The organism is Cyclobacterium sp. (genome assembly GCF_014762705.1).
Classification (GTDB): Bacteria; Bacteroidota; Bacteroidia; order Cytophagales; family Cyclobacteriaceae; genus Cyclobacterium.
This window is the reverse complement of record NZ_JABURL010000091.1, coordinates 95,087-113,759: the sequence shown is the minus strand read 5'-3', so window position 1 is coordinate 113,759 and position 18,673 is coordinate 95,087. Positions and strand designations below refer to the sequence as shown.

General features: G+C 43.4%; 27 protein-coding genes. 4 read left to right on the top strand and 23 right to left on the bottom strand.

What is annotated here, in order from left to right; genetic code table 11:
• Positions 1–3 precede the first annotated feature (3 nt).
• Genes HUJ21_RS17645 through HUJ21_RS17595 form a run of 11 tightly spaced genes read right to left on the bottom strand, consistent with a single transcriptional unit; the run spans position 4 to position 9,023 of the window.
• Positions 4–564 (bottom strand): conjugal transfer protein TraO, encoded by a 561-nt coding sequence (locus HUJ21_RS17645; protein ID WP_291371888.1) that lies wholly within the window; start codon positions 562–564, stop codon positions 4–6.
• Positions 565–584: 20 nt separating this feature from the next.
• On the bottom strand, positions 585–1,481 hold the full coding sequence (traN, locus tag HUJ21_RS17640; RefSeq protein ID WP_015266953.1) for a conjugative transposon protein TraN: 897 nt from the start codon (positions 1,479–1,481) through the stop codon (positions 585–587).
• 24 nt (positions 1,482–1,505) lie between these two features.
• Complete coding sequence (gene traM, locus HUJ21_RS17635; protein ID WP_015266954.1) at positions 1,506–2,837, bottom strand: conjugative transposon protein TraM; 1,332 nt, start codon at positions 2,835–2,837, stop codon at positions 1,506–1,508.
• On the bottom strand, positions 2,824–3,111 hold the full coding sequence (locus HUJ21_RS17630; protein ID WP_015266955.1) for a hypothetical protein: 288 nt from the start codon (positions 3,109–3,111) through the stop codon (positions 2,824–2,826). Before HUJ21_RS17630 ends, traM begins: the two co-directional genes overlap by 14 nt.
• 13 nt (positions 3,112–3,124) lie before the next feature.
• Positions 3,125–3,553, bottom strand: coding sequence for a hypothetical protein (locus tag HUJ21_RS17625; protein ID WP_015266956.1), 429 nt, complete (start codon positions 3,551–3,553; stop codon positions 3,125–3,127).
• A 12-nt stretch (positions 3,554–3,565) separates the two neighbouring features.
• Positions 3,566–4,189 carry a conjugative transposon protein TraK gene (traK, locus tag HUJ21_RS17620; RefSeq protein ID WP_015266957.1) on the bottom strand — a complete coding sequence of 208 codons (624 nt, stop codon included), beginning with the start codon at positions 4,187–4,189 and terminating at the stop codon, positions 3,566–3,568.
• A gap of 24 nt (positions 4,190–4,213) precedes the next feature.
• Positions 4,214–5,206 carry a conjugative transposon protein TraJ gene (gene traJ, locus HUJ21_RS17615; RefSeq protein ID WP_015266958.1) on the bottom strand — a complete coding sequence of 331 codons (993 nt, stop codon included), beginning with the start codon at positions 5,204–5,206 and terminating at the stop codon, positions 4,214–4,216.
• A 3-nt stretch (positions 5,207–5,209) separates the two neighbouring features.
• Positions 5,210–5,842, bottom strand: coding sequence for a DUF4141 domain-containing protein (locus HUJ21_RS17610; protein ID WP_184493644.1), 633 nt, complete (start codon positions 5,840–5,842; stop codon positions 5,210–5,212).
• Positions 5,843–5,869: 27 nt separating this feature from the next.
• Complete coding sequence (locus HUJ21_RS17605; RefSeq protein WP_015266960.1) at positions 5,870–8,374, bottom strand: TraG family conjugative transposon ATPase; 2,505 nt, start codon at positions 8,372–8,374, stop codon at positions 5,870–5,872.
• Entirely contained in the window at positions 8,371–8,703 is a 333-nt protein-coding gene (locus tag HUJ21_RS17600; protein ID WP_015266961.1) for a DUF4133 domain-containing protein, read from the bottom strand. The genes HUJ21_RS17605 and HUJ21_RS17600 overlap by 4 nt, the downstream gene beginning before the upstream one ends.
• A gap of 11 nt (positions 8,704–8,714) precedes the next feature.
• Positions 8,715–9,023 carry a DUF4134 domain-containing protein gene (locus HUJ21_RS17595; protein ID WP_184493640.1) on the bottom strand — a complete coding sequence of 103 codons (309 nt, stop codon included), beginning with the start codon at positions 9,021–9,023 and terminating at the stop codon, positions 8,715–8,717.
• Between the two features lie 222 nt (positions 9,024–9,245).
• On the opposite strand from HUJ21_RS17595, the gene HUJ21_RS17590 reads away from it, so the two are divergent.
• Positions 9,246–10,049 carry a phospholipase D-like domain-containing protein gene (locus HUJ21_RS17590; RefSeq protein WP_184493638.1) on the top strand — a complete coding sequence of 268 codons (804 nt, stop codon included), beginning with the start codon at positions 9,246–9,248 and terminating at the stop codon, positions 10,047–10,049.
• A 508-nt stretch (positions 10,050–10,557) separates the two neighbouring features.
• Here HUJ21_RS17590 and HUJ21_RS17585 read toward each other — a convergent pair.
• From HUJ21_RS17585 to HUJ21_RS17575, 3 genes are read right to left on the bottom strand one after another with little or no spacing between them, the layout of a single operon-like run.
• Positions 10,558–11,685 (bottom strand): nucleotidyltransferase, encoded by a 1,128-nt coding sequence (locus HUJ21_RS17585; RefSeq protein WP_184493634.1) that lies wholly within the window; start codon positions 11,683–11,685, stop codon positions 10,558–10,560.
• A complete protein-coding gene (locus HUJ21_RS17580) occupies positions 11,682–12,485 on the bottom strand; it encodes an HU-CCDC81 and SPOR domain-containing protein (protein ID WP_015266966.1) in 804 nt (267 codons plus the stop codon). The genes HUJ21_RS17585 and HUJ21_RS17580 overlap by 4 nt, the downstream gene beginning before the upstream one ends.
• A gap of 3 nt (positions 12,486–12,488) precedes the next feature.
• On the bottom strand, positions 12,489–12,722 hold the full coding sequence (locus tag HUJ21_RS17575; RefSeq protein WP_291371887.1) for a DUF2188 domain-containing protein: 234 nt from the start codon (positions 12,720–12,722) through the stop codon (positions 12,489–12,491).
• Positions 12,723–12,887: 165 nt separating this feature from the next.
• Between HUJ21_RS17575 and HUJ21_RS17570 the strand changes: the two genes are divergently transcribed.
• The 3 genes from HUJ21_RS17570 to HUJ21_RS17560 all read left to right on the top strand — a co-directional run bounded on the left by HUJ21_RS17570 (position 12,888) and on the right by HUJ21_RS17560 (position 14,609).
• Entirely contained in the window at positions 12,888–13,412 is a 525-nt protein-coding gene (locus HUJ21_RS17570) for a sigma-70 family RNA polymerase sigma factor (protein ID WP_184493632.1), read from the top strand.
• Positions 13,409–13,804 (top strand): hypothetical protein, encoded by a 396-nt coding sequence (locus HUJ21_RS17565; RefSeq protein WP_015266969.1) that lies wholly within the window; start codon positions 13,409–13,411, stop codon positions 13,802–13,804. The genes HUJ21_RS17570 and HUJ21_RS17565 overlap by 4 nt, the downstream gene beginning before the upstream one ends.
• Before the next feature lie 64 nt (positions 13,805–13,868).
• Positions 13,869–14,609 carry an ImmA/IrrE family metallo-endopeptidase gene (locus HUJ21_RS17560; RefSeq protein WP_157501465.1) on the top strand — a complete coding sequence of 247 codons (741 nt, stop codon included), beginning with the start codon at positions 13,869–13,871 and terminating at the stop codon, positions 14,607–14,609.
• A gap of 73 nt (positions 14,610–14,682) precedes the next feature.
• Here the strand turns inward: HUJ21_RS17560 and HUJ21_RS17555 are convergent, their stop codons facing one another.
• The 9 genes from HUJ21_RS17555 to HUJ21_RS17515 form a co-directional block, all read right to left on the bottom strand.
• Positions 14,683–14,877: a DUF4391 domain-containing protein gene (locus HUJ21_RS17555; protein ID WP_041738736.1), complete on the bottom strand. Its 195-nt coding sequence runs from the start codon at positions 14,875–14,877 to the stop codon at positions 14,683–14,685.
• A 186-nt stretch (positions 14,878–15,063) separates the two neighbouring features.
• Positions 15,064–15,453 (bottom strand): hypothetical protein, encoded by a 390-nt coding sequence (locus HUJ21_RS17550; RefSeq protein WP_041738738.1) that lies wholly within the window; start codon positions 15,451–15,453, stop codon positions 15,064–15,066.
• A gap of 150 nt (positions 15,454–15,603) precedes the next feature.
• Positions 15,604–15,816 carry a GDCCVxC domain-containing (seleno)protein gene (locus tag HUJ21_RS17545; RefSeq protein ID WP_137404718.1) on the bottom strand — a complete coding sequence of 71 codons (213 nt, stop codon included), beginning with the start codon at positions 15,814–15,816 and terminating at the stop codon, positions 15,604–15,606.
• Positions 15,817–16,416 (bottom strand): mercuric transport protein MerTP, encoded by a 600-nt coding sequence (gene merTP, locus HUJ21_RS17540; protein ID WP_221444440.1) that lies wholly within the window; start codon positions 16,414–16,416, stop codon positions 15,817–15,819.
• 44 nt (positions 16,417–16,460) lie between these two features.
• Positions 16,461–16,664 carry a hypothetical protein gene (locus HUJ21_RS17535; RefSeq protein ID WP_015266975.1) on the bottom strand — a complete coding sequence of 68 codons (204 nt, stop codon included), beginning with the start codon at positions 16,662–16,664 and terminating at the stop codon, positions 16,461–16,463.
• 35 nt (positions 16,665–16,699) lie between these two features.
• Positions 16,700–17,089: a metal-sensing transcriptional repressor gene (locus HUJ21_RS17530; RefSeq protein WP_291371886.1), complete on the bottom strand. Its 390-nt coding sequence runs from the start codon at positions 17,087–17,089 to the stop codon at positions 16,700–16,702.
• Complete coding sequence (locus HUJ21_RS17525) at positions 17,086–17,454, bottom strand: metalloregulator ArsR/SmtB family transcription factor (RefSeq protein WP_291371885.1); 369 nt, start codon at positions 17,452–17,454, stop codon at positions 17,086–17,088. The genes HUJ21_RS17530 and HUJ21_RS17525 overlap by 4 nt, the downstream gene beginning before the upstream one ends.
• Positions 17,455–17,545: 91 nt before the next feature.
• Positions 17,546–18,232 carry a site-specific integrase gene (locus tag HUJ21_RS17520; protein ID WP_052331439.1) on the bottom strand — a complete coding sequence of 229 codons (687 nt, stop codon included), beginning with the start codon at positions 18,230–18,232 and terminating at the stop codon, positions 17,546–17,548.
• A 202-nt stretch (positions 18,233–18,434) separates the two neighbouring features.
• Positions 18,435–18,635: a hypothetical protein gene (locus HUJ21_RS17515; RefSeq protein WP_291371884.1), complete on the bottom strand. Its 201-nt coding sequence runs from the start codon at positions 18,633–18,635 to the stop codon at positions 18,435–18,437.
• Positions 18,636–18,673 lie beyond the last annotated feature (38 nt).

Below are 18,673 nucleotides of genomic sequence, written 5' to 3'. Positions count from 1 at the left end.
ATTTTAAAAGTTAAATCGTAATCCTACGCCTGCCGATGGACGGAACTGCTCCAGATCCGTTCCCCAAAGAACTTTTGTACGTCCTTGTATGAGGAATACAACCTGGTCGGACAGGTATGTTTCTAAACTGAGCCGTCCGCCTGCGCCGTAAACGAAGTTGTCTTCACTTAATATCCTCGCACCGTCGTATAGCATTTGCTCACCTCGATTGATGTTTTCATAGCCGACAACACCTGTAATTCCAAGATTGAATGTGAAATTCTTCCGGGTATCGCCCAACAAAAAGAAGCTGTAACCACCTTCTGCCATGTAGGTTTCATGCGGTATGCGAAGGTCTTTATAGTCGTAATACTGGTGAGCATATTCCAAAGCCCAAAGCTGGTAGTTCCCGTTTTTGCCATTTACAGTCATGCCGATTTGGAGGTAATAATCGTTTCTGATTTTGTCATTGGATAATACACCGGCGCTTACTTCCAATCCTTTCTGCTTGGGCAACATCCGTTGTGCCTGTGCCATCGTGATGCCCAAGAGCGTGAACATCACGGTATAGATATACTTTTTCATATTTCGCTGTCAAAGGGTTATCAAATTTTCAGGTGCATGTCGTCAATCAGACGAGCCTTGATCAAATCCAAATTTTCCACCTGAAGTGTTTGATGCCTACCTCCGTTCTTCTCAAAAATCTCAATCTGGAGAATCTTGTCATCGCCGATGGTAAACTGATCCAAGAGGAATACATTCTGCTCCGTCATATTTCCTGAAATTCCTCCCAATGGCTTATAGGTACGGAGTGGTATCAGTGGTCGCTCCTGCACGACGGTACGTTTAGCGACTTGTTTGTCCACTACCTTGAAATTGATGAAATCAATCTCGAACGGCACATTGCTTTTGTTCCGGATCTCCGTATGGTAATAGTATTTACCGTTATGGATATAAATTCCCTTCAGGATGAACTGAATGCCGAAGCTTTTAGCACCGATGTGCTTTATGATGCGCTTATCCTTTTTGTAAATGGTTTCCATTAGCAGACCTGCAAGCGATGGCGAGCTGCTTCCCAGCTCTTCAAACAGAACGTCGTTTCCATTCGCTTTCTCCACGGCTTTCTGCATGGTAAGGAGGTCGTAGCTCAAAGCCAGTGGATTGGCACTGTAATGGACATTGAAACTGTAGAAACGTCCGTCATTGGTAATGACCGAAAAATTGGTTTCCTGTTCAAAATCCTTTACCGAGGCCTTTACACGTAACACGTTTTCCGCATCGTCCGCTTTTCCGGCAATCAGGTACTCACTTCCCAAATCCACGTAACGTATAGCGGTCGGGAAAATCAAATGCGAAGTCTTATCGTAGGTGACTTCCATCTGGTACGGTTCTATCTTGCCCAGGGCAAGAGGTTTTCTTGTCGCGTTGTCCTGTGCAAATGACGGCATGGCAAAGCCGATGATCAGGGTTATTGCTCCCAGTGTTTTAAAAAGACTGTTCATTGTTTTACTTATTTGAGTTTAACATTATTGTTTAGGGACGAGGAAGAGCTGGTGCCCTGCTTTAAGGGTGACTTTCGGTGTCCTTACTTTCTTGGAGAAATAGCCGGATATGCCCTGCACCACACCACGACTGAGGTCTGCGGCCATCTGCTGTCCGGCGGATTGGGTAAGCATCAGGCTTGTTCCCGAAGTCTGGCTCATATTACCCGCCATTTCGGTCAGTGCATTCATTTCCGGCGAATACGGAACGTGCAGACCTTGCTGTCCATCCAGATCATAAATGGCAATATCCACCGGCATGATATTGCCTTCCAGTTCGATGGAAGATACATTCAATTGTAAGCGGCCGCCCTGAAACTTGGCATTTGCCGTTAAAACAGTCCCCTTGGGGATCGTACGATCAGGTGTTTGGGCAGACTCCAATAAACGAAGCCGAACTCCACTTTCACCGGTAATGGTCTGCGTTTCATGTACACAGGCTTTGATACTGTTTTTCGATTGTACCACCTGCCCGACGGAACCCGTAGTAAAGAAACCCCTGTTTCGGGATTCACTCCAATCGGCTAAAAAGGTACTATCCGCTGGTTCACGGTACAGTGCGGATACCGTGTTTTTCCTTGTTGGCGTGAATGCGACAAAATGTACCTTTTGTGTAGGAGCAGCGACTTTGGCTACACCGTCAGCTGACACAGCTTGTCCCGCATTCGTGCCTGAAGGAAGGTATTTTGCAGCCATCTGATAGGATTTCTCCATCAGCGCCAATTGGTCATCCACAGTGACGGCGGGTGGTACCTCTTTTTCCGCCAGCTGTTCTTTCAATTCATCTAGTTGCCTGCGAAGTTCAGCTGTTTCGGTATCATCTTCCTGATAAAAGGATTCTAATGTATTCTGTGCATAACGATAGCTGCTGAGTGCCGGATTACCGGACCGTCCGGCGCTTCTACCACCCGTATAGCTGTAATTTTCGTCTTCTTCGGGAAATTCCTCCATTGGTTTTTCCTGGTCATTGGTATTCCAATAATCCGAAAGTGTTGCCATCGCATTGCGTTTTTCCTGTTCCTTACGTTCCATCATTTCCTGCTCATAGGCTTTGCCTTTATCGGCGGGGAGTCCTGCTCCTGTAGCTTGGGGAACGGCATCGTTGATCCCGACATTTTCGACCTCCTTTTTATCGGAGGATGGTTTAAATATCAGGTACATACAACCGAGAAATACGACCCCCATCAAAACGAATATGAGGGGCTTTTTGAACTTTTCGGTTTTGTTCTGTGTGCTGTCCTGCAGCATATCTTTGGTTGTTCCCGGATCACCCTCGGTCACCCGGACAACCGTTCTTTGGTTCTCATTTTCTTTCATCAGTCTTATCTTTTGAGTTTGTGAATAATGTATCCTGCAAGCTTGCAGGGCTTTCGTTCTTTTTAAGAACAGGGTTTTCGATATGCTCAATGACCATATCGTTGGCAGACTTTCCTGTATCGAGCCAGACACTGGTAATTACTCCGGCGGTAAGCATCAGGTAACCTGTAAAAAAGTATAAGGTGTACCTACGCTGTTTTCGAACGGGTAAGGCTTTCCAGTGCTCGTCCAGCCTGTCAAAATACCTGTCCAGATTTGCTCTGATCTTTTTCATACTATTTCTGTTGTTATAGCTTGAAACGCTTGGGGCTTAGATCTACTTTTTGCTTCGGTACTTCGTTTACCAAAGCCACTGCTTCTGCTGCTTTTGGGACGGTAAACACCGATAGGTTAGTCAGCTTTGATTGTTTCAATAGTTGACCAAAGCGGTCTTTCTTCGTAATCTCCATGCTGTCGACGAAGAATTTGTTGTTCAGGTATTTCACCCACATATTACATTCTATCCGTGGCTTGTCTTCGCCAGCCCAGAGCAGGTAGCTCGTCAATAGCAATTCCCTTTCAGGCAAATGATCATTACCTTTTTGACAGCTTTCAAGGTATTCCCCTATGCTTTCTTTTAATTTCCCCGGATATGCACCCTGTGTGTGGAAATAGCCGTTATATCCTTTGTCAGTAAGGATTTTCGCGAATGTGTTTAAATCTGATAATGCTTCCATTACATTGTTTTTTTAGCGTTCAATGACTTCCATATCCCTATTTTCCATGACGGCAAACTTTTCGATGTTAAACCCTTGGGGATTGTTGTCCGAGCGGACGGAATTGACGAGGTAACAGGAAGTAATCAGGTTTCGCCGGGTCACGTTGCTCGATCGGATGATGAACTGTTTGGCATAGGTTCGTACCGAATAAGGATAGTTGTCGAAATTGCACACCACGCTATCCACTTCAATGCGCTGTTGGACATTCCCCGATATGATCCTACCGTAATACCCCTTTTCTGAAAGGTCTTTGTAATAGTTAAAGGCACTTTTATCGGCAAGGTTAAATGCCCGGTTCATATTGCTTTCGATGGCATTCCTGTCAGGTGCCAACGTAAAGAACAGTTCGTGAAAGCGCCTCACGTGCTCCCGAGCCTCAACCGGACGGTTGATACTTGCATCCTGTGACAGCGCCAACATCAATGACTTTCCACTGTCCAGCACATAGATTTTCTGGCGTTGCTGCTCTGCGAAGTGATAGGATTTCCACACGGTATATCCCACCACTCCAGTGCAGAGAACGGCAAATACGATTGCGTACAAGCGTATCTGGCGGAAGCTGTTTTCGATATTTCTTAGCGTCTTAAATTCCATTTTTTACGGATTAATCGTTTTACATTATTTGAGTAGCTGACCGCCGATGTTTCCAGCTGCTGAACCTGCTCCGGCACTTGCGACATTCCCTGCTTTCATTGCGGTCTGGTTTACGTTACGGGTAAAGTTTCCTGCGCCACCTGCCTGGATAATCCAACCTGTTACCGTCGGGATAGTGAAGTATCCCACGATTCCGATAATCATAAAGATGATATAGACGGTATTGGAGGTGTCGGGAATGAATGTCGGGTCGGCAAGCTTTTCGATATCCTTTTCGACGATTAGGGATTGAATCTTGGAGAGCATGGCACTAAACAGGTCTGCAACGGGCAGCCATAGGTAGACACTGATGTACCTCGTAAGCCACTGCGTGAGCGTGGACTGAAAACCGTCCCATACGGAAATAGCAAAAGCTATGGGACCGAGTATGGACAGGACGATCAGAAAAAAAGTACGTATGGTATCGATTACCAATGCTGCCGCTTGAAACAGAATTTCCAGCAGTTCCCGGAACCAGTTTTTGACTGCCTGTTCCATATTGTACATGCCCCGCTCGATGTACATGCCCGACATCGTCATTAAATCGGATGGTGACCAGCCCAATTCGTCCAGTTTTTTATCAAACTCCTCATCAGATGCCAGATAAGCGGTTTCAGGATTTCTGAGCATCGCTTCCCGTTCCAACAGGTCTTTTTTCTCCTGTAATTCGGTCATATCAAGCACTTGGTCTTCGAGGATAGTATGCGTACCCTGCACTACAGGGCTCAACACGGCATTGATGGTTCCCAGCACGATGGTCGGAAAAAACATAATGCAGATGCCCAAAGCAAAAGGACGGAGCAAAGGGTATATATCAATCGGCTCTGCCTGGCTCAATGCCTGCCATACCTTGATGGCCACATAGAATAAAGCCCCCAAACCTGCCAACCCTTTGGCTATTGCCGCCATATCGGCGGACAGGGGCAGCATCTCATCGTATAATGAGCGCAGGACTTCGTGTAGATTACTAAACTCCATGGCTTACCAGTATTTTTGGTTAGCCGTTCCATAGAGTTCCAGCACCCGGTGGGTATTGTTCTGTTTTTTGGCTCTGAGATAACTTACGGAGATGTTCTTGGTGGTATAGTAGCGCACCAAACTGTGGTATTCCTTAACCTCTTTGTACACCCGGTCGATAATATCCATCCGTTCCTTATCATTCAGCGACAGGCTTGTGGCACTTACGATCTGTTTGAGTTCCTTCAGCAGTTCAGTACTTTCATTAAGCAATGCGGAATAACCGTTGGATATGGCTGTTAATTCCTGTGCGGAAAAATTCGGGTCGTTCATCATCTTGCCGAAATTCTGTACATACATCTCGGACACGTCACCCACCAAGAGTACCGTTTGCTGTACTTTTCGGGCATCTTTGACCAGGTTACTTACCGCTTTCAGCTTGTCGTAATATTCTTTACCCTGCTTATAGACCTTTTCAACTTCCTTGAAATTTTTCACCACATTACTTACCGTGGAGGAAGTCTGTACGATCTCATTCGCGCTGTTGAGAATACCCGAAGCCAGATTTGCCGGGTCGGTTACTACAAACTGGGCTTTTGCGGACGGTGCTACGGCAAGCATGATTGCCGTACACACCAAATACATGATCTTCTTCATTGTTTCTGATTTTTAAAATGTTAATGACTATTGATTTACTTTATCCCGCCTTTGCATAGCGATGTGCTTAATAGCGAGTTCTACATTGCCATCCAGTTCGGAAGCAAGCTGCATCACTTCCATCTTTTCGGTTTCTTCCGTGGTATAAGCCAGATATTCTTCCAGACTAACCTCCGTGGCATAGACTGCGGAGTGCGTACCACCCAAGCCAATCCACACCTCTTTATAAAGCCGGCTTGGGTCATTATTCATGTTGATGGAAAGTACCTGTGCCTTTTCTTTATCCGTTAGCCCGAGCATGGTCTGGATATCGTCAAACTTGTTCATGTACTTGCGCTGGTCAAGCAGGATTTTGCAATCACTATTGTTGATGATACTCTCCTTGACGATGGGTGACTGGATGATGTCGTCCACTTCCTGCGTAACCACGATGGCTTCACCAAAAAACTTTCTGACGGTCTTAAAAAGATACTTGATGTACTCTGCCATTCCCTCTTTTGCGATGGCTTTCCAGGCTTCCTCAATCAAAATGAGCTTTCGTATGCCTTTCAGCCTACGCATCTTGTTGATGAAAACCTCCATAATGATGATGGTCACAATGGGAAACAGGATTTTGTGATCCTTAATGGCATCAATTTCAAACACAATAAAGCGCTTGGAAAGCAGGTCGAGTTGCTTGTCGGAGTTGAGCAGGTAATCATACTCACCGCCTTTGTAGTAAGGTTCCAGTACGTTCAGGAAGCCGGCGACATCAAAATCCTTCTCCCTGACCTGTTTTTCCTCCAGTATCTTCCGGTAATCCCTTCGTACATATTCATAAAAACCATTGAAAGATGGATATTCATCACTTTGCCGGATTCGTTCGATATAACCGCTCACGGCATTGGACAGAGCTACCTCTTCGGAACGGGTTGGCGGCTCATCATCACGTTTCCAAAGTGTCAGTATCAAAGTTTTGATACTTTCCCTTTTCTCAATGTCAAATACACCATCATCGGTATAGAAGGGATTAAAGGCAATGGGATTGTCTTCCGTATAGGTGAAATACACTCCGTCTTCGCCTTTGGTTTTCCCCTTGATGAGTTCACACAATCCCTGATAGGAATTACCGGTATCCACCAATAGCACGTGAGCGCCTTGCTCGTAATATTGCCGTACCATGTGGTTGGTAAAAAAAGATTTCCCCGAGCCAGACGGACCAAGAATAAACTTGTTCCGGTTCGTGATGATGCCACGTTTCATGGGCAAATCCGAAATATCCAAATGGAGGGGTTTTCCGGTCAGGCGGTCAGCCATTTTGATACCGAATGGCGAGGGTGAACTTTGGTAATTGGTTTCTTCGGTGAAGAAACACAAAGCAGGCTCGATGAAAGTGTAAAAGCTTTCTTCACTCGGAAAATCGCCTGCATTGCCCGGCATTCCTGCCCAAAACAAGGTAGCGACGTCCGTGGTGTTGTGCCGCGGCTTACATTCCATTAATGCCAATGCGCTACCGCAATCGTTCTTGAGCTGCTTCAATTCGCCAGGGTCGTCCGACCAGGCCATCACATTGAAGTGCGCCCGGATAGATGATAGCCCGAAGCTGTGGGCTTCGTTCAGGTAGCGCTCAATCCATTCTTTGTTGATCTGATTGGCACGGCTGTACCGAGCCAGCGAGTGCATATTCCTTGCGGACTTTTCAAACTTTTGCAGGTTGTCTTCGCTGTTGTCCAAAAACAGGTACTGGTTGTAAATGTGATTGCAGCTAAGCAGTAATCCCACGGGAGCAGCAAAAGACAACTGACAGTCACTACGGTCAGTGGATAATTTTTCATATCGGGTATCCGCCGATACCGTTGGTGGAAGGTCGTCTGTATCGGAAAGCGTATGCAGGCACAATCTTTTGTTACCGACACGGACTTCTTCACTTCCCAATGCAATATCCTGCATGGGTGTACCGGCTTCCTTTGATAATGTAAGGTACTGTTCCAGCAATCCCTGTTTTTGATCGGTACCAACGATATCTTCTTCACTTAGCCGTTGCAAGCTTATAAAGCCACTATCGTTCACGATACGCTCAAACTGTGTCACGGCTTCCATGAATCGGTGTACCGTTTCCTTATTTCTGATTTCCTTTGGGATCAGTGTGCCTTTGCAAAGCGAAGAGAAATTGCTCTGCATCCGCATACGCTCTTTAGTGGTCTTGGTCAGGAACAGGTAGCAATAATGATTCAGGAACGGACGCTCATTGAAATGACGTTGGTAGGATTTGCCTAAAAAGCTAAAACCATCCTTATCCAAATCGGGATTATAACTTTCCTTGATGTACCAGTCCTGTTTGTGAACGACTGTAAAATCCGATAAGGTCTTGATGGCCTTGTGCCAGGTGGAATGAACGGCCTCGTATTCCGCAGAAGCTACGGTAAACAATTCCGGCAATCGCACCTCAAAACAGGCAGTGATATCCGCATCCTTTGAAAGGATGCAATTATTCTCTACTGCCAGTAAAGGGAACTTGCTTTCCAGTGTGGAGGTCTTTGCTACATTTCTCATACGGCACCGGATTTAAGGGGAAACTTTAAATAGCGGCGTACAGGCTTGCGGCAGACGATGTATCGGGGATGCCGTTTGTTGGCTGCTATCTTCATCAGTCCGTGTTCGCCATATTTTCTGTTCAGTAAAAAGGTCTGCCACACGATCAGCGAAGCACCGCCCGCTCCAAGAAACAGGCAGATATAAGAGTTTACGCCCGCCATGTACAGGATCATCACCAGGATAAGTATGCCGAGCAGTCCACCGGCAAAGATGAACAGGTACTGAGCCTTCAATCCCTTAAACTCTACTGTTCTCCCAATGCCCTTATTGATGTTGTAAGTACTCATAAGGCAAGGGATTAAAGGAAGAATGAACGCAGGATGGTAGCCGCAACAATGAGAAAAATACAGGCTCCAAACCACGAAGCCGCCGTCTTGCTCGTGTCGGGATCTCCGCTGCTGAACTTGTTGTACACCTTAACACCACCGATTAACCCAACGACCGCACCAATGGCGTAGATAAGCTGTGTGGCCGGATCGAAATAGGATGTTACCATTTGGGTGGCTTCATTGATCCCGGCCGAACCGTTGCCCTGCTGGGCAAGCGCACTAAAGCCTGACAGCACTGCTACCGCTGCCAAAAGCGCTTTTTTGCTTTGTTTTTCCATAATTGAAACACTTTAATTTGTTGCTTTCGACCCGCGCCTTGCGGGCTTTCGGGACAAAGGTGTTTCAAAAAGGGAGGAGGTATAACTAAGTGGCAGTGAGAGGAATTACTTGGCGGTGAGTGGCGGTATGTCTCAGATTTAAAAGGGAATTGCAGTTTGTCTATACATTCTATTGGTGGATAGTTGCTATTTTAGCATAAACAAAAATCATCCAAATAATTAATGAAATTATCAGAGTTAACAATAGATAGCATAAAGGAATTTATTTCGGGGGATAACCAGTTGACGCCTTATCTTACAGGCCCAGAAATTTTAAAACTCTTTAACCGGATTGGTTTTAAAGATGTTTATAAGTACAGAGATGGAGGAATGCCAAATGGTCTTAGTCGAAACGCTTATGTTTTGGAGAAACTCATTGAAATAAATGGAAGAAAGGAAATGGTAGCACTAATGCAAATGATCTTTGATCCAAGACATTTTGCGGGGGATACAAGTAAGGATATCGCAAAAGCTGTTGAACAAATTAATCCACTCTTGCAACAAGATGGCTATAGACTTGATGAATTTAATGGACAATACAAAATAATAGGTGCCGACTTACCGGATAACATTGAGGTTGAAGTACATTTTGAAGACATCGAAGCACAAATTGTCGAACAAATCCAAAACGCCAAATTCTCAATCTGGATAGCGGTTGCTTGGTTCACCAACAAAACCCTTATGAGGGAGATTTATAACAAAAAACTTGAAGGGGTCAGTGTCCGCATTGTAGTCTTAGATGATGAAATAAACTCAAAATACGGGTTTGAGTTTGAAAAATATTTTGAAGCTAAAAGAGTTCCAAAAAGTGGGAAATATGAAAATATAATGCATCACAAATTCTGTATTATCGACTTAAAAACGGTTATTCATGGTTCTTATAACTGGACAACAAAAGCCAATTGGAATAGGGAGACTGTTAGCGTCGAAAACAGTCGTGAATTAGCAGAAAAATATGCTTCCGAATTTATTCAACTTATTAAATAGGTTGCTTAAAAGCAAGCTAATGAGCGACAAATGGTTGTCTCCCGAGTGGGGCAAATAGAACTCGGGGTGTAATCTGCTTTTTTTTCATTTCAATTCGGATGCTCACCGCCTCCCAGCCAATCACCAGTTGTGTGCCATAGCTCATAGTAATATAACCACAAGGCCGTCCAGGGAATAATTGTATCCGCCAAAAAATCAGATTTCTTGAACTCATTATATTTCGGTCTATATAAACATAGATTCCCAGATGAATACAAATGAGGTACCTTTTCCCCATTTGCATTCAGTTCCAATTTTGGTGAAACGATGGTTATGTTTGGCATGTCTGAAAGCTTATATTTTAAGACAAATTCATATAAACAACTTCGGGCACTGGGCCGCAGAGCTCCTTCCACTTTCATAGAGCTTGGAGAGGTAAACTTGGTCGCAAATTGCGGAAATTTCGTCTTCATATAAGCTATCTGTTCCGATAGTTTTTTCTCTCTGATCCTTGACGTGTAACTAGCTCTCATTCGCCGAAAAAAGTGTTATTCTTAATCGGGATACTGCCCAGTGAGCTGGTCGAGGTCAATACCCCAGTACCTGTTGCTACCCCAAGTGCATTACTTTTTCGAGATCTTTCAATCTCCATCGCTTGACTACCTTGCGCTTTCACGAACAGATCATCACCAAACAGGCCTTTCATAATCCGACTTTCTTCAATGATGCCGTTATCCTTCTTCAATTTTTGCCATTCACTATGTAAATGAAATGAAAACCGTTTAAATGCTTCGTAATATTCAGGCTCCTTATCCCATTTATCGGTAAAGTCTTCATCTGCATTCACCGGATTGAGTATTTTAAGTCTCCCATAGGACTGCCCTATGCTATTTTGGATCGTAGAAACAATATTATCAACGGTGTTAAAAATACTGTCTTCGCCTTGATAAAATTGGCCGGCTATCGTTGTCAGGATCACGCTTGATGTTTTGTAGCTGTCATCCTTTTGGAAATAGATATCTCGGTAGCGCTTAATTAACTGTACTCCGCGCTGCAATGGCTTTTTCTTACTGAAATCGTCAACAGGCAGATTTTCGGCTCTAAGTGCCTTCTCAAGCAGGCTTTCCTTAACAAGATTTGATTGCGCTATAAACCAGTCAGCATAACCTCGCGGATTGCTACTGACCCAGCTTCCTAATTCACGGTCAGGAACCATGATACGATTTCTATCATATTCAACTTCCTGAACCCCTGGCAAAATATCCATGTGATAATCCCCTGCATATTTTAAACGGATACATCGGTTTTTGGCTTCTAACATATCCCTATACAATCCATGCTCATTTAATCGTCGCCTCAGTTCATTGTATATCCTTTCAGGACTATGTGGGGTTCCGTATTTCAGGTGTATTGCAATATCCAAATCAAACTCTTCTCTTCCGAAAGGCTTGACAGTTGTCATTATTCGAACAGACCCATGAGGATACACATCATACTTGTATGGCTTGAAGAATTTTTCATCCGCTTCAATCCACTCTTTCACGGCCTCGTAACTACTTTTCATACGATCACGCCGTGTCTTGTCCAGTTGAACCTCTTCTGCCATCCTATCGAGCAGATCATCAATTTGTGTAGCTTTCTTTCCTAATAGTATCATTTTGGTAAAATTTTAAATGTGTGTGGCAAAATCCTTTCACCATTTATGGTTGACCCGTTCCGGATCTCATTTGGCGTAGCAAAGTAAACCTCGTCCCTTTTGCTTATCAGGGCATTGATAGATTGCTTTTGGGCATCATTTTCAGTCCTCAATTCAAAGATGTCTGCATATCGTAATTCATCGATAGGGTATGCCGGTGATTTTAAAACGCCTTCGATGTGTTTCCCTATAAACACGTATTTAATGTGCTTGAAAATATCACCAGGTAATATGTTGGCATCGATCAGCTCTTCACGGAATTCTCTGGTTGGATCCATTTCACGGTTTTTTCTGCTTTCAAACCATTTCAGGAAATCAATTAGATTTTTCCTCCTTTTAACAATAATCCGTAAATCGTTTTCGGTATCCTCGTCTCTCGGTACGTGATTGCAGGGCTCAACACCCAGCCGATCGAACAATTCCCTGTTTTCTTCCTTCAAATATTTGTATGCACCTCCAACCGGTTGGTAGCCGGGATTGTCATTCTTGTGCCTCTTGATTAATAGGTATCTGCCATTCACTTCAATTCTAAACAAATAAGCGACCGTGACCCTGACTGGTTGATTACGTTTTATAATCAATGTCTTAAATAGCCTCCATTTTTTTCGGTTCTCCAACAAGAATACACAGAACTCTACCATGCCACCGACTACGAGACCTAAAGAGATCTTAAACACTGTGCCTTTTGGTTCGTCCCCTGCCAGAAAAAAGCAGGAGAGGAACCCTAAAAGGCCGATAACCAAACTTACTTTTCCTTTCATCGACTAATGCTTTGTGTCTTTTGGAGGGTGAGGATCGTTGCCGTAGGAATCCTTATCCCGGATTGTACCATTCGGTCTATGGATAACAACTTCTGATTGCTGATTGATAGCAATTTCCCGTGCTATCTTAATTGCTTCTTTCTGGGTTCCTACAATTTTTGTAGCCTTTTCGTTTCCGGCACCTTTGACTGCCCAATTGTCGCCCCTCGGCACCACATGTTGATTTATTTTAGCCATGTCTTTATTATTTGTTAATTTTTAATATTCTTCGTCCCCTTCTTTAATGGGAGCCTTTATATATACATGCTGATGTTTTTCAATTTTTTGCCACGACCAAGAATTTTTTTTTTACGAGTGGCAAATTTTTTCCCCATCTTAGCATATTATTATAGACAAGAGCTGATGAATCTTTATGACGAATTGCAATCTATTGACTTGGACGACCTGTTAGACAGGTTGACCTCGTATGCGACCAATCGTTTGAAGTCAGCCGGGTTAAAGGATTTGGGAGGAAAAGAGCCTTTTGATTTTGTTGGAGATTTACTTTTAAAGGTAATTGAAGGTACCCGTGATTGGGAAAATGCGAATTGTTCGTTTACCGATTTTATGTTCGGGAGTCTTCGAAGTGAAATCAGCAATTTTTTAAAGGGATCTCTGGTTGGGCAAACGCAGGATCTTTTGGAGAGTCACGCGTATAATAATCAAGATGATATTAAAGAAGAAAGGCAACAAGTTTCAGAATTATTGCAACAGGCTGGAGCGGATGATGACGAATTAATGGTGTTCGAGTATTGGATGGACGGTATCTGCAAACCAAGAGAAATTGCAGAGGATCTCGGCATTGATGTAAAGGAGATTTACAGGACCGTGAAACGATTGGAACGAAGATTGCCCAAAATAAGAGAACAAGCAAAAAGTATCATATGAGCAATAATATTAAAAATAGGATTGACGATGCTCTGATTGCTTTCTACAAAGAAGTGGACAAGGATGCCCTCGCCGATATGCTGAAAGATGATGTATCAGATATCGATGCGTACAACAAAAAAAAGAAGCAACTTGTTTTTTTGGCAAGGGCAAAGGCACAGAAGGAACGGAATGACAATTTATTGAAATTAGTCAGTAAATTTCAACAAGCCATCGAAGCGAATATTGAGAAGCCTGTGGCTATGCTCAAACAATTTATTCAGGGTAATGCTTCTTTGGCCTTGTACCGAAATCTCGATAAATTGTCCAAAGAGGATATTATCGAAATAATCAAGGATCAGAACTTTGTTCAACTAATTGAAGAATTGGAGAACGATGAGAAGCGTCAATAATGCGCGCTTACAGGCTCGCAAACTTTTAGACGACTGTGGATTGGATGAGATAACCGATTTGGACATGGATCTGTTTGTCGCCGGATTAGTGGTTGCTGGGCATGATGCAATACTTATCGAAGAAGAGCTCTCTAATTGTGATGGAAAAATTGTGTTTGGAAACAATAAGGCGGTTATAAAGGTAAATTCAAAGATACAGTTCCAGGAGAGAAAACGCTTCGTTGCAGCCCATGAGATAGGGCATCTCTTGATGCATAGAAATATGCAGCTTCCCGATGATACATTCACTAATTTTAACATTATTGAAGGTACGGAAAATACATTGAAAAACGGGAGGCAAGAATTGGAAGCAAATGAATTCGCCAGTGAACTTCTAATGCCTGAAAATTTATTCCTTAAAGAAGCAAAAGGCAAGAAGTTTTCACCCCTTTTGATCAAGCAACTTTCAGAACGATTTAAAACTAGTTTGACAGCAACTATTTTTCGCTATTTGCAGTTTGAGCAGTTACACCCTCTTTGCCTTGTCTTTATCGAGAATGGGAAAGTGAAATATTGGAAAAAGTCCAACGACTTAAAAGTTTGGTTGGGCGATTACACCAAGTTAGCACCACCTTCCGATTCAGTTGCCGCAGAGTATATTCAAAAAGATTACGAGTTTGTGTATAAACTTGAAGAAAAAGCACAGAACATTAACAAATCAACATGGTTCAATCTAAGTGAATATGATGAAGATACAGACTTCTATGAGTATTGCATTCCAACAAGGCGGTATAAAACCATCCTAAGCATCATCTGGGAAAATTAAATTCATGATTTTCGGCCGACTTCCTTTAGACAATGTTTTATCGAAGTTAAGTATTTCGGAATTCCGAACTCCATCAATTTGATCCTTTCCCATCTGCAAATAGCCACTCCAGCTCCTTTTCAGCGGCTTTTAGCTGTTGGTTCAATTCCACTTTTTGATTGAACTGTTTGCTCTTGGCTATGGCCGATTTTAACTTTGAAATTTCCTTTTCCAATGCTGTTATTTTTTTTCGATAAGCAACCAGATCCGGTAGAGGTTTGATTTGCATGGAGCGATTGCCGGACAATTGCACGCAGAAATTATTTTATTGAAAGTCTGATTAAAGAAACTTGATGATAGTTTTGTCGGATAGATCGTGTTCTAATGCTGTTCGAATATCCCGGAACAGCTATATTTTACAGAACCATTTCCGACATTGCTCGAAGGTTTCGTAACCCAGGCAACTAACTGATAATCAGATGTATCTAAATAAGAAATGACTGGAACAGGATAGAGCGATACCGCCCTGACCAGCCGGGGGAGCCTTTTTAGGATTTGTGTATGTTCTTGATTCGAAAAATTGTGTAGAAGGCAAATGGAAAGATGGCTGAGCCAATGCCGCAGGTGAAAAAGCAATGACCGGAATGTCAGAATGAGGTGCTCTGAAATCATCAAGAGAGAAGATGGTTTCCTGGTCCTCACAGCCATCACAAGGGTTGCTGTGATCGTCACAGCATGGTTCGTGGTGTTTTAGAAAAAGCTCGAAACTGATCAGTTCGCCCCCACAAAAGTGCTGAAACACTGCCATCCCTTTGCCAGGGAGGAGCATTGCAATGAGCAGGACTATATATAAGTTGCGCTTCATGAGCCTTTTTGATGTAAAATGCCATCCATTGAAGGGGCATCTATTTGGTATTCCCTTCAATATGACTCAAAAGTACGCAACGGTAATTGAGGGTGCTATGACATTGTACATGTTAAAACATGATGTATGTCAGATAAAGCATTGTCTACGCTAGCAACATGCTTGATCAGAATCCAATTGTACTGGTGGACAAGGTGCTGAGCCATAGCTGCAATACACGCAGCAATCCCCTTCCTTCGGTTTTAGTACCTGGTGGCAATTTTCACATTCGTAAAAATACTGACAGGCGTCAGTGGGCATGGTTTCTTCTTTTTGATGCCCGCATTCCGGGCAGGTGATGGTTGATTCTAATATGATTTCCATTTATTTCTCTGTTTTATTGGTCACGGAATATCCGGTCGAGTTGATAGCTTGCTCAATTTCAAGGATGCCTGTTTTGGTATTGTCAAATTCTACAATGGCATTGCCCTGTTCGTAGGATGCGGTTACTTTAAGGATACCGCTGAGCTTATTTACCTCATGTTCAACATGATCTGCGCAACCCTGGCAAGTCATGCCTTTGATTTGAAAATTTACGGTCTGAATGTCTGACTTATCAACGATGATCACTTGCTTTTCAGATTTAGGGTAGAAAATGTGAGCATAAAGCGGGAATGTGAGCATCAGGGTCGCAAAAACGGTGACTATCCCAAGGAATTTCCTTGTTTTCCAAAAGGAGGGCTGTAGGTCCTCCTCACACGCACATTCTATTTCACCTTTGGCCTTTGGTTTAAGTTTTTGGTACCAGGCAAAACCCAACACTACAACCGTAATGCCCACAAAAAAGGGCCGTGCAGGATCCAGCCAGGAAAAAGTGGAGGCAATCCCGCTTGCACCGGCCACTAGTGCAAGCACCGGGGTGATGCAGCAAAGTGAACTTAAGAGTGCAGCCATAATACCGCTGGTTAAAAGCGAATTTTTCATATACTTTTTCATTTCAAAAAAAGAAGGGCTCTGCGCCCTCCCGGTTACTTTTTCTTGCAGCAGGCGGGTATTTCCGCCACTTTCAAATCATAAGGACATTCCGGAGTGCCTGCCAAAGGGCAGCTAACTTTTGGACAATCTGGAGTACCTTCCAAAGGACAAGCTTTTGGGGATGAGTTGATCCCGTAAGCAAGGCCACCAATGGCGAGAATACCCGCTGTGGCCAAAATCATGAGTTTACTTTTCATATCAATACTATTTTATTGAAACATCTCTCCAAAGTTCAGTCACGGGGGGAGGGGGTGTCCAAACGTTCGGATAAAAATTTCTTCAATTCTTCTTCCACCGTCCGGGCTTCCCTTAGTTTTTCAGGCACTTCTTCGAGTTTAAGCTCTGGAAATAGTGTTCTCAGCTTTTCTATTGTTTCTTCATTACCACAGTTACCGGGGCAGTTCTGGTAAGCTAACGAGATTCTTTCTGCTAATGCTTTTCTGTAGGTATCATCCAATAATTCATAAGTAGTCTTGGTAAGGGTGGATTGTACCGCCTTCAACTGGAGAAGTATGTTTTCCACCTGGTCCTCATCGTCAATTTTACTGAGGATATATCCCAACTGCCCGGTAGCAGTTTTTAAGGAAACCTTTATGCTTTGGGTAAGATCACTGGGTATCATAGGGCAGGAATTGTATTTGGGAGATTAAACAAATCGAGCACTGATGAAATGATCCGCTGACTGTGCGCTTCTACTGAATAGAAGATGGTTTGTCCGGATTTTTTGGTTGTCACGATTCCTGCATCCTTCAGCTTTTTCAGATGTTGGGAAATGGCCGGCACTGTCATGCCTAGGATGTCTGACAAGTCGCACGGACAAAGTTCATTTTCCTGTTTCAAGAGGTACAGGATTTTGAGGCGAACCGCATTACCAGCCAGGTTCAGTACATCTGTCAGTTCTAAAAAGCCTTCTTCTTTACTCTTCAAGTCTTCCCTGCACCTATTGATCTGGTCGCTATCGGCAAAGACACGGATACATGTATTCATAACTTCGTATTTAAGCATTTGCTTAACAAAGCTAAGGAATTAAATGTATTTAAGCAATCACTTAAATACAAAAAAGGGCTACTTCGAAGGGCTACTTCGCCCTTCTCATCAATTTTGGTGCTGCCAGCTTCTCCCGGAGAGTGTGCATGTCTTCCCTTACCTTCTTCTCCACCACTTTAGCGTAAACCTGAGTAGTGGTGATTTTTGAATGACCCAGCATCTTGCTCACAGTCTCCAACGGGACACCATTGCAAAGAGTAACGGTGGTGGCAAATGTATGCCTGGCCAGGTGAAAGGTGAGGTTCTTTTCAATCCCGCACAGGTCGGCTATTTCTTTCAGATAAGAGTTAAGCTTTTGATTAGAGATCATAGGGAATACAGATCCTTTTTGCAAAGCCCTTGGGTGGGTTCTGTATTTCTCAATAATCTCCCAGGCCTTGGGAAGGATGGGAACCCTGACAGGTTGGTCGGTTTTCTGGCGGCAGGTGGAAAGCCAGTACTCCCCATCAATGCCAATCGTGATGTTGGATGGTGTCAGGTTCATCGCATCGATGTAGGCCAGTCCGGTATAGCAACTGAACACAAACAGATCCCTGACCCACTGCAAACGCACAATCTTGAAGTCCTTGTTTTCTACTGCCTCCAACTCTTCGTGATTAAGGAAATCCCTATCAACTCGATGAAATTTGAGCAGATACTTTTCAAAGGGATCCCGGCTTACCCATTCCATTTTTACAGCCATGGTCACCATCTTCCAGAACCTCTCTAGGTGCCTCATCACTCCATTGTTTCCAAGCGGCTTTTGGTGGTCTTTGGGTTTTTAATTGCGTAGGTAAAACTCCAAGATATTGTCAAAGAAGCCTGTGAGCTTATCTAATTCGTTTTGATAATACTTGCGCCTAATCTTAATCCCTATTGGGCTTGTTAGTTCCAAAATTGAACACGTTGAGATTGTAAATGAGTTTGCAGGCGTATTTGGGTTAAATCTCCTTAAAGAAGAGTATTTCACCGGCTTGAGAATCTACAAGGTTTTTAGTTAAGACATTCTGTAACCTGTTAATGGCAATTAGAACCCTTTGAAAGCTCAGCTCTGATTTTTTGAGGAGGTTATCTTCCTCCAGATCGATCATTCTAAGTTTGTCCTCTAAATCTTCATATAGGTGGTTGTAAATTTCAGACATTTAAAAAGTGAGTTTGTTATTTTCATAGCTTAAAGTAT